General features: G+C 58.6%; 17 protein-coding genes. 12 read left to right on the top strand and 5 right to left on the bottom strand.

Annotation, left to right across the window (positions count from 1 at the left end; genetic code table 11):
* Positions 1-39 precede the first annotated feature (39 nt).
* Together AC13RC_RS25005 and AC13RC_RS25000 are read left to right on the top strand one after the other, a co-directional pair.
* Positions 40-813, top strand: coding sequence for an SDR family NAD(P)-dependent oxidoreductase (locus tag AC13RC_RS25005; protein WP_488558767.1), 774 nt, complete (start codon positions 40-42; stop codon positions 811-813).
* Positions 814-865: 52 nt separating this feature from the next.
* Positions 866-2,038 carry a CaiB/BaiF CoA transferase family protein gene (locus AC13RC_RS25000; protein WP_488558766.1) on the top strand — a complete coding sequence of 391 codons (1,173 nt, stop codon included), beginning with the start codon at positions 866-868 and terminating at the stop codon, positions 2,036-2,038.
* Between the two features lie 641 nt (positions 2,039-2,679).
* Here AC13RC_RS25000 and AC13RC_RS24995 read toward each other — a convergent pair.
* The gene (locus tag AC13RC_RS24995) at positions 2,680-3,147 is read right to left on the bottom strand and encodes a helix-turn-helix domain-containing protein (RefSeq protein ID WP_488558765.1); all 468 of its coding nucleotides are present in this window, start codon (positions 3,145-3,147) and stop codon (positions 2,680-2,682) included.
* A gap of 119 nt (positions 3,148-3,266) precedes the next feature.
* Between AC13RC_RS24995 and AC13RC_RS24990 the strand changes: the two genes are divergently transcribed.
* Positions 3,267-3,566, top strand: a complete 300-nt coding sequence (locus AC13RC_RS24990) for a hypothetical protein (RefSeq protein WP_488558764.1) — start codon at positions 3,267-3,269, stop codon at positions 3,564-3,566.
* A 14-nt stretch (positions 3,567-3,580) separates the two neighbouring features.
* On the opposite strand, the gene AC13RC_RS24985 is transcribed toward AC13RC_RS24990, so the two are convergent.
* The 4 genes from AC13RC_RS24985 to AC13RC_RS24970 are packed head-to-tail and all read right to left on the bottom strand — an operon-like array spanning position 3,581 to position 5,983.
* Entirely contained in the window at positions 3,581-4,126 is a 546-nt protein-coding gene (locus AC13RC_RS24985) for a hypothetical protein (protein ID WP_488558763.1), read from the bottom strand.
* A 14-nt stretch (positions 4,127-4,140) separates the two neighbouring features.
* Positions 4,141-4,821, bottom strand: coding sequence for a thermonuclease family protein (locus tag AC13RC_RS24980; RefSeq protein WP_488558762.1), 681 nt, complete (start codon positions 4,819-4,821; stop codon positions 4,141-4,143).
* Entirely contained in the window at positions 4,818-5,321 is a 504-nt protein-coding gene (locus AC13RC_RS24975) for a thermonuclease family protein (RefSeq protein WP_488558883.1), read from the bottom strand. Before AC13RC_RS24975 ends, AC13RC_RS24980 begins: the two co-directional genes overlap by 4 nt.
* 35 nt (positions 5,322-5,356) lie before the next feature.
* The gene (locus AC13RC_RS24970; protein ID WP_488558761.1) at positions 5,357-5,983 is read right to left on the bottom strand and encodes a hypothetical protein; all 627 of its coding nucleotides are present in this window, start codon (positions 5,981-5,983) and stop codon (positions 5,357-5,359) included.
* Positions 5,984-6,171: 188 nt separating this feature from the next.
* Between AC13RC_RS24970 and AC13RC_RS24965 the strand changes: the two genes are divergently transcribed.
* From AC13RC_RS24965 to AC13RC_RS24925, 9 genes are read left to right on the top strand one after another with little or no spacing between them, the layout of a single operon-like run.
* Positions 6,172-7,011 carry a lytic transglycosylase domain-containing protein gene (locus tag AC13RC_RS24965; protein ID WP_488558760.1) on the top strand — a complete coding sequence of 280 codons (840 nt, stop codon included), beginning with the start codon at positions 6,172-6,174 and terminating at the stop codon, positions 7,009-7,011.
* Between the two features lie 17 nt (positions 7,012-7,028).
* Positions 7,029-7,367, top strand: a complete 339-nt coding sequence (locus AC13RC_RS24960; RefSeq protein WP_488558759.1) for a TrbC/VirB2 family protein — start codon at positions 7,029-7,031, stop codon at positions 7,365-7,367.
* A gap of 3 nt (positions 7,368-7,370) precedes the next feature.
* Positions 7,371-7,670: a VirB3 family type IV secretion system protein gene (locus AC13RC_RS24955; RefSeq protein ID WP_488558758.1), complete on the top strand. Its 300-nt coding sequence runs from the start codon at positions 7,371-7,373 to the stop codon at positions 7,668-7,670.
* A gap of 4 nt (positions 7,671-7,674) precedes the next feature.
* Complete coding sequence (locus tag AC13RC_RS24950) at positions 7,675-10,089, top strand: VirB4 family type IV secretion/conjugal transfer ATPase (RefSeq protein WP_488558882.1); 2,415 nt, start codon at positions 7,675-7,677, stop codon at positions 10,087-10,089.
* Positions 10,086-11,177 (top strand): lytic transglycosylase domain-containing protein, encoded by a 1,092-nt coding sequence (locus AC13RC_RS24945; RefSeq protein ID WP_488558757.1) that lies wholly within the window; start codon positions 10,086-10,088, stop codon positions 11,175-11,177. Before AC13RC_RS24950 ends, AC13RC_RS24945 begins: the two co-directional genes overlap by 4 nt.
* Before the next feature lie 13 nt (positions 11,178-11,190).
* The gene (locus tag AC13RC_RS24940) at positions 11,191-11,898 is read left to right on the top strand and encodes a type IV secretion system protein (RefSeq protein WP_488558756.1); all 708 of its coding nucleotides are present in this window, start codon (positions 11,191-11,193) and stop codon (positions 11,896-11,898) included.
* 1 nt (position 11,899) lies between these two features.
* Entirely contained in the window at positions 11,900-12,115 is a 216-nt protein-coding gene (locus AC13RC_RS24935) for a hypothetical protein (RefSeq protein WP_488558755.1), read from the top strand.
* A 10-nt stretch (positions 12,116-12,125) separates the two neighbouring features.
* Positions 12,126-13,151 carry a TrbL/VirB6 family protein gene (locus AC13RC_RS24930; protein WP_488558881.1) on the top strand — a complete coding sequence of 342 codons (1,026 nt, stop codon included), beginning with the start codon at positions 12,126-12,128 and terminating at the stop codon, positions 13,149-13,151.
* 34 nt (positions 13,152-13,185) lie between these two features.
* The gene (locus tag AC13RC_RS24925; RefSeq protein ID WP_488558754.1) at positions 13,186-13,878 is read left to right on the top strand and encodes a VirB8 family type IV secretion system protein; all 693 of its coding nucleotides are present in this window, start codon (positions 13,186-13,188) and stop codon (positions 13,876-13,878) included.
* The last annotated feature ends 47 nt before the right edge of the window (positions 13,879-13,925 follow it).

Raw genomic sequence — 13,925 nt, 5'->3', positions numbered from 1 at the left:
CGCGAACGAATAGGCTCGACGCCTCACAAAGGAATAGTGATGAAATATCCCATCCCGAATGCATCCTTTGATCTGGCGGGGCAAACTGCACTGGTTACCGGGGCATCATCCGGTCTCGGTCTACGCTTCGCCAAGGTCCTGGCCAAGGCTGGTGCAAAGGTTGCACTCGCCGCGCGCAGATTGGACCGTTTGCAACAGCTTGCCGACGAGATCCGCGCTGACGGCGGTCAGGCTGTCGCAATCGAGATGGACGCTTCGAATGCCGAACAGCTCGTCAATGCCGTTGGATCGGCACAGCAGGCGCTCGGGGAGGTGTCGATCCTCGTCAACAATGCGGGCATCCCCGACGCCCAGCGCGCGCACAAGATGCCGCTGGATCTTGTCGACCGCGTCATCGACGTTAACGTGCGCGCTCCGTTTGTGCTGTCTTGCGAGGTGGCGCGCCGCTTGATCGCTGCCGGAAAGGCTGGCCGTATCGTCAACATCGCCTCGGCATCGGCCTTTCACTATGAAGGGGAGGGGGCAGCACTCTACTCCGTGAGCAAAGCTGCGGTGGTGCGATTGACCGAAACGCTGGCAGTCGAATGGGCCCGTTTCAATATCAATGTCAATGCGATCGCGCCGGGCGCGTTTTCATCGGAGATGATGGACGGAATGCTGCAGCGGGTCGGCAATATTTCCGAGCGCTTTCCGAGAAAGCGGCTTGGCGATCCCGCACAACTTGATTCGACGCTGCTCTTTCTGGTCGCCCCTTCTTCCGAGGCGGTTACAGGAACTGTCGTACGTGTCGATGACGGCCAGTTTGGCCGATAGGAACTATGAATGTAACCGCCCCCGCGGCGGACAAGTGTGAAAGGCTATTGACGTGAACAAGCAAGCAAAAACCGGTGGACCTCTCGAAGGATTGCGATTCCTCGAGATTGCGGGCCTCGGACCGGGGCCGTTTTGCGCCATGATGCTGGCCGATCATGGCGCCGATGTCATCCGCATTTCGCGCAAGCAGTCGGGGCTTCTCGATGCGGTCGGATGGCCGACCGAGCAAGCCGATTTCGTGAATCGCTCCAGACGTTCGCTCAGCGTTGATCTCAAGAACCCCAACGGCATCGCCTTGGTAAAGACCATGGTCCAGTCCGTTGACGGTCTTATAGAAGGCTTCCGGCCAGGTGTCATGGAGCGTCTTGGCCTCGGTCCGAGCGTCCTTCTTGAGCTGAATCCAAAGCTGGTTTATGCGCGGATGACCGGATGGGGCCAGACTGGAAAACTCTCGGCACGTGCCGGGCACGATATAAACTACATCGCGCTTTCGGGCGCCCTGCACACGATCGGTCGGGCGGGACAGAAGCCGGTGCCTCCGATTAATCTTGTCGGCGATTATGGCGGCGGGGGCATGTTTGCGGCATTCGGTATCCTGGCTGCCGTTATCAGCGCGCGTGCCACCGGCCTCGGCCAGGTCGTCGATTGCGCGATGACTGACGGCAGCGCGGCATTGATGACCGCAATCTATTCTGCCTTTTCCAATGGCAACTGGCTCGATCAGCGGGGTGGCAATCTTATCGATACCGGGACGCCCTTTTACGACACCTATGAGACGGCTGACGGCAAGTATATGGCGATCGGCTCTCTGGAACCGCAATTCTTTGCGACTTTCCTTGAGAAAGTCGGGCTCCGTGGCGACGAGGATTTCAAGGATCAATACAACAAGGACAGTTGGCCGAGGCAGGCCGAACGGCTTGCCTTGCTGTTCAAGTCGCGAACGCAATCAGAGTGGGATGAGCTCCTGTCCGGCAGCGACTGCTGCGTGTCACCGGTACTTTCAATGGCCGAGGCGGCAGCCCATCCTCACAACGTCGATCGCCAGACCTTCGTCAACGTCAACGGCACCCGCCAGCCGGCACCTGCTCCGGTCTATTCAAGGACGGTGACATCCCCACCGGTTCCATTGCAGGTCGGGGGTGACGTCACCGAGGATATCCTCGCAGAACTGGGCATTGGACCCAACGATCGCAAGACCCTTGTCGCCGAGGGCGTCGTCGCATAGCCGGGAATTCGGCCTCCGTTCTCCGGTTTGGTTGAACGGCCACAAGTCGTCCCCAACGCCAGAGCTTCACGATTTGACCTGAGGACGAGGTTTTAAGGATGTCGTGGCGCAATTGGTGCCACCAATTCGCTTAGGGGCTGGAGGTAGCTGAGTGTTAAGTCTACCTGTACAGGCTGTTCTGTTGAAACGGCTTATCTTTCTGACCCTACACCGCTACTCTTGTCATTTCGACATCCGCGATCGGCTTAGGTTGCCTGGGCATGAGTTTCGCTTATGGCCCCAGCGACGAACAGACAGGAATCGCGACAATACGTCGAGCGGTCAATCTCTGGGTCGCCTGCCCGATGGCCGATTCGGGAATGCGCAAACAGGAGATTTCATTCACATTCATCGATTAGTTCCATAAGCTATATTATGCCATTTTCAATCTAAGATTGAGATGCCAATCGCTCATGCTTTTTGCGCCGGGAACGCAACCGACGTCATAAGCTATTCATAAATCACAATCTCTTTATCATTTTAGCGCCAAATTTCCGCGCATTTTGGCACACGCAAGAGCTGTTTTTTCTTTTCGGCAGAGCGTTTCCCGTATATAAAGTTGTTGCGAAGCAGCGTAGATGTCGCTGTGACGGACGCGCAGACTAAGCGTCGTTCTGTGGCAGTTTCGCCATGGCTTCGATGAGGACGAGAAGAGATTCCACGGCATCAATCGGAAGCGATTCAACGACCTTGATCAGCTTCCGGCGCTTGTCCGCCTCGGACTGCGTCTTGCCAAAGCGAGAAGGAGCAACAGCCATGATTAGATCGACAGGAGAGAAATCTAATACTTCGCTTAGATGGATCAGCCGCGACACCTGCATCGGTGTTTCGTTTCGCTCATATCGACCGTAAACCTGATTATGAAGCCCGAGAAACGGTGCGACTTCCGCCATTGTAAGGCCTGTCGCTTCACGAGCCTCCCTCAATGTTTCAGAGAGACGACGATCCAACTCATTAAGTAGCGGAACCCCATCAAATCCAGGACGGCGAAAGATCGGCTTTCCGATTTCCGGATCGGAGGTTTCGATGAGACCTTTCTCATCGATGTATTTCTCAAGCTTCGTGGTCATAACGCGGTCCATGATTATTACGTCCCCTCTTACATCAGCCGAGCATCATCTGGCTACGGGCTCCGCTGACTGACTCCCCCTCATTATGCCCGGGTCGCAGTTTTCCCAATGGATCAACCATGACACGTCAGGATATTCGCCCCGAGTTTGCCGCCCTGTTATCTCGGCACGGCGAACTCATCGTTGTCTTCGGCACCGCGCTGAGAAACGATTCAGAAGACGTCGAGCGGACGGACGCATTAAGGGCGGAGGAACGTCAGTTACGAGCTCGCATTATTGCATGGACGCCAATCACTTCGGCTGAAGCACGCAAGAAACTGGAACATCTGACAAGATTTGTTGCCGCAACGGGGATCGGACTCGATCGCGCAACGCTGGACCTCATCATTCACTCGACAGAGTTTTTCTTCAAGGCCTGAGACGCCTAGCGCGGTCACTTATTGAGATCGAAATAATGCCTTTCGGCCGCTCCGTCCTTTAGCGTCTTGATATCAAAGTAATAAGGCTGATCTCGCAGGGGCCGGGCTACATATTCCCTATATTGGCAGCCGTTGCGGCTGCTATAGACCCGGGTGACGCCATCTCCGGTCACTTCCGTGCTTTCCTGTCCATATCGTCCGCCAAAGCCGCCCCGGCAGTCCGTCACCGTTCGACTGCAGCGCGACATCTCCCTCGATTGCCCGTGGTTGCCGTTCTGTTCGCCGACGGCCGGCGACCATCCAGCCGGACACTCAGCATAGCGGTCGTAACCCGGCTTTCCGGCGCCGCCTTCCGGACAGGTTGGCCAGGAAAAACCTGGCCGCTTCATTGCATCGATCAGGCGTTCCATAGGTGGATGACAGCTCGCTACGCCATGCCACGTGGGATTATCGGATGCGGCGCACAACAAGACCTCACAGCCCCACTCACTCGCCTCGGCATCTCGGGACGGAAGGGCTACGATCGCCACCAGAAAAAGAATCATCATGACATGGAGCATTTTCGTTCTCTCCTTCAACGATCGGTCCTGATCGGCCGGTTGCGCCAGTCGACAAATGGAGGCGTTAGCTCGGTCCTTCGGTCCGCCAGCAAGTTCCAGTCTGCCGCGGGCCGGCGAGATAGCGTCCGATCGACGGCTTCAGCTCGCCACTCATCCATGTCGAGCACATAGGTTCCCCAGATTCCGTATCGGGCGGAACGGGCATAGTGCTCCGCCGCCAAATATTGGGGATCCGCCAGACCGTTCCGGGCGGTTTTTGCCCAGCCAACGCTCAGCATTGCCAATGAGAGATCGCGACCCCGCGCGCTACAGGTTGCGACATATCCTATGGTAGGTTCGCGGAAGACAGAATGGCAGGAGACAACGGCGAATCCCATCAAACGCTTCAGCCAAGCCCGGGCCAGCGGACCACATGGGACGGGCGCCGGGGCACTTGCAGCCGCACGAGGGGCAGGATCAAATGCCCATTGCGGCAGGGGGCATGCGTCAATACCCGCCAGCCGGACACGCAGGCGCTTGTCGACAAACCACAGGGTACCGCCGTCGAGGGCTGCGGCCCGGCCCCGAATGTCGGGCAAGACTTGCAAAACCCCGCGGTTTTCATCGTGACCGATGCCCGTGATCAGATCGGCACCGGCAACCGGGCTTACCGCCAGGGCAATCATCAACGGTAAAGCGGTCACGTAGCGATTCATTTCTGGCTTCCCTCATCTTGCCTGGCGGCACGGCTCAATCGAACGGATGGGTGCTGGATGTCCGGAAATTGCCAAAGGCCAGCCTTCCGTTTCCTTGCCTCCTGTTCGGCGACTGCATAGGCGGCGTTGATGGGCATGCCCCTGGCATCGAGGGCGGCAAAACCGTATCCTTCGGTGATCAGCATGGTGGCGAGATCGAGCTTGTTCCCGCTCACGGTCGCGACGCAGACGACATAGGTTATCGACGACGCCTTGACGATCGGCGCACAGGCAGGGCGGGTGTCTCGAAGGAAGGCGGCGAGAACCGCCAGCGAGGCATCCCCACAATCGCGCTTTTGCCCGGCCCGATCGGTATAGGCGGTGCCCCGAAGGCAGGACTGCAATCCATAGAGCCGGTAACGCTGTCCGTCTGCGGACCATGTGTCGCCGCTTTCAAGCACCGCGCCCTGTGGTACCCCGAAGTAGTCCGCGGCGGGAAGTGTGCCCGACCAGCCTGCCATACAGAGCACAATAACCGATCTCACAAGAATGCCCGTCATTGTGCCTGAACCCTTGGATCCGCCCACATGCCGAAGCCCCCACGGCCGATCTTTTCGGCCTCTTGAAGGTCGGGCCGCATCAATGAACCGTCCGTCTTCTTCGCCAGTCTGAGGGCGCCGAGAGAGAGGAGCTGTTCCTCGAAATTGTCCACCGTGTCGAGACTGCCCGGGTAACTGTAATAGCCGAAGCAGGTGACATCCTGGACCGCGGTATTTTCCTCGGAAATGAAGGCGCGGCAGAGGATGACCTTTGGCGACTTCAGTAAAATGGCCAACTGGTCCTTGGCGAAGTCGTCACAGCGACCGGCGAAATTCTCCTGCCGATTGACCATTTCTCCCTCACAAGGCTCAAGGCCATAAAGGTGGAGCTGCAGGTTAGCGTTGACGCGAAAGTCGGTCGGCGAGACCGCCTGGAACCCTCTCGCGGAGGCAAAGCCCTTTCTCCCGGTCACCTTCCGGTTCCCGTCGTAATACTCGACGACCAGCACGATTTTTCCGGGCGCCGCGAGCGATCGAACATAGGCTTTGTCGATAGGTCCGGCCGCATAGACCGGCACGGAGCCGGCCAGAGCTCCGAAGATCCCGCATAGCCCCACCGTAAATGTCACCCAACGAGTATTCATTGCGACCGAATCCAGAGTTGCATTTTTCGGCTTCCGTTTTTGAAACTTTAGATGTAGCACTATACGCACTGAGTCATATTTTGCGTTATCGTACCGGGTTTCACTGAAGACGACAACTACCCCAAAGTGGTAGGGACTTGACGAGGGCACTGGCCGTGAGATGGAAACTCCTTTCAGCATCGTTGCTGATGAGCACGCTATTTTTGGCCGAGAAGTCATCCCCGAACGAATTGACTTCGTTCGATTATAGCCGGTTTGGCAGCGAGCCACCCGGCAATGCCGGCGAGGTACTGGGGCGACCGCCATCCTCTCACACCGCAGCTAACGACGACTTTTCGATCGGAGAAAACGGCGTTCTCTTGCCGAACGGCAAAGATGGGCGATACAACGCATTAGGTAATATAATGCCGCCCCTTTTAGGTGCGTCGACCGCTTCACTGAAGCCCGTTTATGAGGCGAATGTTTATAACTCATCGAGCAATATTTCGCCAACATCGTTTTGCAAGCCATCGCCGCTCCCGCCAAGCGACATCGAAAGCATGATCATCGCCACCGCCAGTCGATATGGCGTCGACCCGACGCTGGCGGCGGCCGTAGGCTGGAACGAAAGCCGTTTCGACCGGATGAGGAACAGTCCGAAAGGCGCGCGCGGACCGATGCAGCTCTTGCCGGAGACCGCGAGTCGGTTCGGTGTAGCCGACATCTGCGATCCTGCCGCCAACATCGACGGCGGTGTGCGCTATCTGCGCGCGCTTCTCGACAGATTCCAGAATCCACTGCTGGCTGTCGCCGCCTACAATGCCGGGGAACAAGCGGTCTATGACCACCATGGAATCCCGCCGTTCCCTGAGACCGTCAGTTATGTCGCCGGCGTCGTGAACTACCAGCTCGGCCTGCGCCCGCTGACGGACGACAAAGAAGGTAAGGCCCAAAAGTCGATCAATTCACACGAGGCAACCCCCGAGGACACCGGCGTCATCGGCGTTGCGTCGCGGGCAAAATTCGTCGCTGGCGTCATGCAGTTCTGAACAAAAAGGAGATGAAGATGTCCCTAAACCTTTCGCCACGTCATCGGAGAGTTCTGCACGGCGCTCTCATTGTGTCGGCAATCGTGATGTCGCAGGTTTTCGCAGCCGACTATGCGCTTGCCCAGGCCACCAACCAGGCCTTTGCACCACTGCAGACGGTTGTCCAGGCGGTGGTTGACTTCATCACCGGTCCATTTGGCCGCCTCGTCGCAATCATCGCGGTCATCGGCCTCGGCTTCCTGGCCTTCGCGGGTCGGCTGAGCTGGTTTACCGCCGGCGCTGTCGTGCTCGGTATCGGGCTGGTGTTCGGGGCGCCCGCCATTGTCGACCAACTGATTTCCACGGTCGGAAATTAAGCGATGACGCAGCCTGGAGGAGAGAAGCCGCAACTGACCCCGCTGGTGATCGGATTGACACGTTCGCCGCTCCTATGGGGGATCCCCTACATGGCGGTCGTCATCATCATCAGTCTGACGATCATCGCATGGCTGGTCACGAACCGCTTCTGGGCGCTTCTGACCGCGCCATTTTCCTATCTCGTGCTCTTCACACTCTGCAGCTGGGATGCGCGCATCCTCGATGTACTGCAGGTCGTCACACGGCTCACACCCAGGACGACGAACAAAGTGTTCTGGGGCGCCAATTCGTATGGTCCGTAACGCCATGCTGAAGATCGTGCGCGAAGAGCTTGGATTTGGCGCCGTGGGAAACCGCGAGCGACCGATGTCGAAGCACATCCCCTATCTCAGGCATGTGGCCGACAGCGTCATCAACCTCCAAGACGGCGCGCTGATGAGCGTCATCAAGCTCGATGGCCTGTTCTTCCAGACGGAAGACCAAGCGGAGCTCAACATGCGCTCAGCGGTTCAAAACACGCTGATCCGGGCGCTCGGATCGAGCCGATTTTCCTTATGGGCGACCGTTATTCGCCGGCAGGTCGACACCGCCATCGCAGGCGATTTCGACGATCCGTTCTGCGCCGCGCTCGATCGGCGCTATATGACCGCCCTCACCCAAAAGAGGATGTTCACCAACGAACTATATCTGACCGTTATCCGATCGGGTATGCGCGGGCCGCTGGCGCTCGCGGACAGGTTCCATCGTTTGATGAATCGCGCCGGCGGCAGCGACCTGCGAAATCAGGAATTGCGCGAGGCAATCGCCGAGATGGAGGAGTTGACCGGTAACATCGCACGCGACCTCGAGAAGTATGGAGCCCGCGTTCTGGGCATAACGCATCGGAATGCAGAACCGTATTCGGAACCATCCGAATTTCTCAACACGATCCTGACCTGCGGCATACCACGCAGGATGCGGTTGCCGCGCATGGGTCTTGCCAATTATCTCGGCACGTCCCGGCTGCATTTCTCGCGTCGGACGATGCAGGCGCAGGGAGCTATACCGGCGGACAATCGCTATGGAGCGATGCTGTCGATCAAGGAATATCCCCCCTTCACGGGACCGGGCATGCTCGACGGTCTGCTACAGGTCAATCATGAATTTATCCTGACGCAGTCCTTTACCATCGCCGACAAGCCAATCGCTCAGGAGCGGATTTCTCGTCTGAAGCGCCAGATTGGAGCTTCAGACGAGGCCGGTAGCGATGTCGAGAACGATATCGATTACGCCCTCAACAGCCTCCTGAACCAGGAAGCCGTCTTCGGCTACCACCATCTGACATTGCTTTGCCTGTCGCGTGATCTCGACGGACTGAACAAGGCCGTCTCGGATCTCGGCTCGTCCCTCACCGACATGAATATCAACTGGCTGCGCGAAGACCTCAATACCGAGGCAGCCTTCTGGGCGCAGTTGCCTGGCAATCATTCCTACATCGCCCGCAAGGCGATGCTTTCCAGCGCCAACTTTACTGGCCTGTCCTCGATGCACAATTTCGCATCCGGACAGCGGGAGGGTCTCCATTGGGGTAGTCCGATCACCATTTTGGAAACGACGAGCCAGACCCCCTATTGGTTCAACTTCCATCAACGCGACATCGGTCATTTTCTCGTCACCGGCCCGACCGGCTCGGGCAAGACGGTGGCGTTGACTTTCCTCCTGGCCCAAGCATTCCGGGTTCGGCCGTCGCCGAAGGCCGTGTTCTTCGACAAGGACAGGGGTGCCGAGATCTTCATCCGGGCTATGGGCGGTACCTATGAAGTCCTTGCACCCGGCACTCCCACCGGCTTCAACCCGCTGCAGCTCGACAACACCGGCGAGAATCGCGACTTCCTCCTGCGGCTGCTGAAAACCATGCTGAGAAGGGATGCTTTGGACAGCTTTGAGCAGGAAGAGGAAGATGTCCTTGAGCGTGCTCTGGTGCGGCTCATGCAGGAACCCGCTTCGGAGCGCAATCTTGCCAACCTCGCCGGGTTGCTGATTGGCCGCTCGCGCGCTGGTCCGGGCGATCTGCGTTCGCGCCTGCGGCCCTGGATCGAGGGCGAGAAGGCGTGGCTCTTCAATGCTCGGCACGACGTCCTCTCGCTTGCGGGCCGCCGGGTGTTCGGCTTCGACATGACGAGTATCCTAGACAATGACGAAGTGCGGACGCCGGCGCTGATGTATCTTTACCATCGGCTGGATGAGCTTTTCGACGGCACGCCCGTGATGATCTTCATGGACGAAGGCTGGCGCCTCCTAAAGGATCCGACCTTCAGCAACTTCATCATCGACAAGATGAAGACGATCCGAAAGCTGAACGGCATCGTTGGCTTCGGAACCCAGTCCGCAGCCGACATCGTCCGGTCGTCAGCTGCTCACACGCTGATCGAACAGTCGGCGACAAACATTCATTTCCCCAACCCCCGCGCCGACGAGGACAGTTACATCCAGCGTTTCGGACTGTCAGTGAAGGAGTTCACCTTCATACGCAATACCCCACCGGAGAAGCGGACCTTCCTGATCAAGCATGGCAATGACAGCGTTATCGCCCGGCTCGACCTGGGTTCGATGCCGGACCTCATAAAGGTGCTGTCGGGCCGAAAGGAAACGATCGAGGAATGTGCGGCTCTGCGGGCGATGCTGGGCGATGAGCCGGCCGTTTGGCTCGCAAGGTTTTGCGGCTGGGAGGAGGGCTCTTGAGAAGCGCCGCCTTCCCTGCCCTGATCGCCTCGCTCCTGCTCGCCGGAATAAACGCGGGATCCGCGCGGGCCGATGTGCCTGTGCTCGACAATACCAATCTCGGCGAGGACCAGAAGCGCGACAAGGCGACCGGCGACATCGAGGACACCGACCACGATCGCTATACGATCCACACTTCCGTTACCTGCTCCATGTATCGGCCCGGCCGCCGCAACGATCCCGTTGGTGCGGCGGAGGCCAATCCGGAGGTCTCTGGCCTGGTGCGGCGTGTCGCCCGCGAGGAAGGCGTTGACGAGAACCAGCTTCTCGCGCTCGTCTACCAGGAGAGCCGCTTCAACCCGTGCGCCAAATCGAGCGCGGGTGCGACGGGCCTTACGCAGTTGATGCCTGGAACCGCATCCCAGCTCGGCGTCAACGAAAACAATATCGAGGAGAACCTGCGCGGCGGCGCGCGGTACTATAAGCAGCAGCTTCGGCGTTACGACGGGAACGTCTCTCTCGCGCTTGCGGCCTACAATGCCGGTCCCGGCAACGTTAACAAATATGGCGGCATCCCACCCTTCAAGGAAACCCAAGGCTACGTCGCAGCGATCACCCAGGACTGGCTGCCGGCCTTCGGAGGCTCCGACAAATCGGCGATCCCTCTGAATTACGGTGGCGGCGAGACCGCCTATACCGGAATGCGATCGTCTACGCTGAACGCCATGGGCACGACCACCGCGACGAGCGATAGTCTCGGGAACGTAGCGAGTTGGTACCAGCAGCTCGGTCAGCTTCAAACAGGCACCATTCAGGACAGTTGGGACCACAATTCGACCGTCCGCAACGCCAATCTCGAAATGATGAACAACATCATCAAGCTCGGCACCGCGATGGCCGACCTCGTCAATTCCCGGAATGCAGTTACCTCCGCCAATCTGTCCGGATCCTCGCGCAGCTCCGTCCACAAGCCGGGCAACGATAAACCGCCGGACCCCACCGGTCTTTGCGACCCGCGCCAGAATCTTTTCTGGAGCGACGACGAGCAGGCGTGCGTCGAGAAACGCGAAGATCCAGACAAAGTGCAGTTGTTACTGCAGCCGCAATGAAGGGAAACTTGAAATGAAAACATCGTTTCGTGCTGCCGTGGGAGCCTCGTTGATTGCCCTCCCCGCCTCCGCCTTTGCCGATGTCCCAGTGATCGATCGGACCAATTATCAGGTCGCCAAGCAGACTGCCGACACTACCGACAAGATCCTTGACACGAACAAGAACATCCTGACGACCGTCCAGGATACGCTGAAGGCGGTCACCGGCGATCGCGGCAGCACCGCGGCACCGTTAAAGGACCTCGCCATAGGCAGCGGCTTCAGTGTCTCGGCGATCCCCTCCTTCGACAGCATCCTGAAGGAGGGCGTTCCGAACTTCGGTTCGATGAGCGGCGATATCGCCAAGACGGCCACTGTCTTTATCAACGGGCTGCAACTGGTGAAGAGCCTTTCGGGACAGGCAAACAGCAGCTTTTCGGGCGACAAGTCCTACGAGCAACTCGTCAACACGGTGCTTGGTGTCTCCGCCCTCATTAACGGCTCACAGCAGGCGATCGAAACACGCAAGAGCGCATTCGAGCAGGCGGGCGCGCAGATTGGCAGCGCTCAGGATATCAAGGGCTCGATCGACCAGAACACCCAGCTTCAGGTGCAATCCGGCCTGACCATGAATGAGATGATCGGCGTCATGAACGGCGCTGTCACTTCGCTGCAAGCGGACAATCAGCGTCGCCTCACCGATATCTCCAATACCAAGAAGACGCTCTCCTACGGAAATTGACATGCCAACATGCCTGAAGCTTTGGACCGCAATCATGGTCGCTACCATCGTCACCGGTTGCGGAACCGTCAAGGAAAAGACGGCGCCGTGCAAACGGCCGGCAGAGCTGGCGTCCTTTCTCGAGGATCCGCGACATGATTGCGGCCCGATGCATGCCGTGAACGATCCCGCCTCAGCCTTTGCTGCAATCGGCGTGACCGGCTCGGCTAGGCCATAGGAGCACGATGATGCAAGACTTTCTCGGCGCTCTGCTCCAGCGCATCGAAGATTCGGGCACAAGCTTTTCGGAACGAGCATATACCATTGTCGGCAACGAGATCATGCCGCTGCTGCAGCTCATGTTCATCGTATATGTCGCTATCTATGGCGTGCAGCTCGTCACGGGGACGGCGCGCCTCGGCGTCGGTGAGATCGTGTCGCGCGTGGTGCGGATGATGATCATTTTGGCTCTGGTCAGTTCATGGGGAAATTTCAACAACCTCTTCTACCACTGGCTCAACGACACGCCGGAGGATGTCGGGCGCGCGATCCTGGCAGCATCCGGTACCGGCATCACCGAGCCGACGAACGGAATGTCGATGATCTGGCAGACCGCCAACGAGGCGGCCTCTGCCTTCGCCGAGCAATCCGGATACTTCACCATCCTGCCCAGCATGATTGGCGTGATGATCATGATCGGGGCCGGCGTCTTTATCGCGATCGCCCTTGCCATTCTGATCCTCGCCAAGGTGATGCTCTGGGTGCTGATCGGCACCTCACCAATCTTCATATCCTGCATGTTGTTCGAACGGACACGTGGCTATGGCGTCGGTTGGTTCAACCAGTTGCTGACCTATGCCCTGATACCGCTCTTCATTTACGTCATCGCCGCCTTTCTCATCGCCGCGATGAACCCCGAGTTGTCGAAGATCGATGCCGCAAGCGGTACCCGGACCCTGACGCTCGCCGATATCGCCGGATTCCTGTTGCTGTGCGTCGCTGGCGGGTTTGTCATGCTGTACATCCAGTCGCTCGGCCAGGGCATTGCCGGCGGCATCGCGGCAGGCGTTGGCGACGCCGCGTCTCGAATCGCGGGTTTCAGCGGGGTCAGGGTCCCGATGGCGACTGGAAGGGCCGCCGTCGGTAGCGGCCGCCTCGCTTCTCGCGGTGCGCGCGGCCTTCGCAGTCGCTTCGGCAGCGGCGGCGATGACGATCCCTCCGGTGCACGCGCCACCATGCAGGCGCGCATCACCCGGAACAGCACCCCCAGCTGATTCAAGCTCTCTTTTTCCTGGAAGATTTTTTGTGATGGCGGAGCCCAAAAACATCAATTTGCACACCTACTACCAGAGCGGCGACATCTGGGAGCAGGAGATCGTTCGGAAGGCGAAACGGTCAAGAGCGCTCGCCTGGTTCGTTACCGTGATCTTCGGCGCTATCACACTGCTGAGCTTGCTCGCACTCGTGATGCTCGTCCCTCTCAAGAGCTTCGAGCCCTACATCGTCGAGGTTGACAAGAACACCGGCTATGTCGAGGTGAAGACCGGCCTCACCCGACCGATCAATTTGAGCGAACAGCAGGCAATCACCCAGGCCAATATCGTTCGCTACATCAGGGCGCGCGAGGGCTATGACCCCTACGCAATCGACGCAAACTTCGGGATCGCGGCACTCTTGTCGACCGGCAACGCCGCGCGCGATCTCCAGGACCTCTATAGTTCCACGAATGCGAAAAACCCCGCAAAGGTCTACGGTCGCAACAAGCGCGTTACCACGGAAATCGCCTCCGTCACTTTCCCGAACAGCTCGACCGGCATCGTTCGGTTCGCGACCACCGAGGTGTCGGACACCGATTCTGTCACCAACCACTGGATCGCTGTCGTGCGCTATCGCTATACGAATACGCCTGCGACCAACGAGTGGCGGTTCGAGAATCCCTTGGGCTTCCAGGTCTATGACTATCGCCGCGACCAGGAAACGGTATCGGGGAGCAACCCGTGATCCGGAAGCTTTCCATCATCGCGCTCGCCATTACTCTGTCCGGCGCT

Source organism: Martinezella sp. CNPSo 3890, from assembly GCF_057784455.1.
The sequence above is the reverse complement of the archived record's forward strand: the minus strand, read 5'-3'. Positions and strand labels throughout refer to the sequence as shown.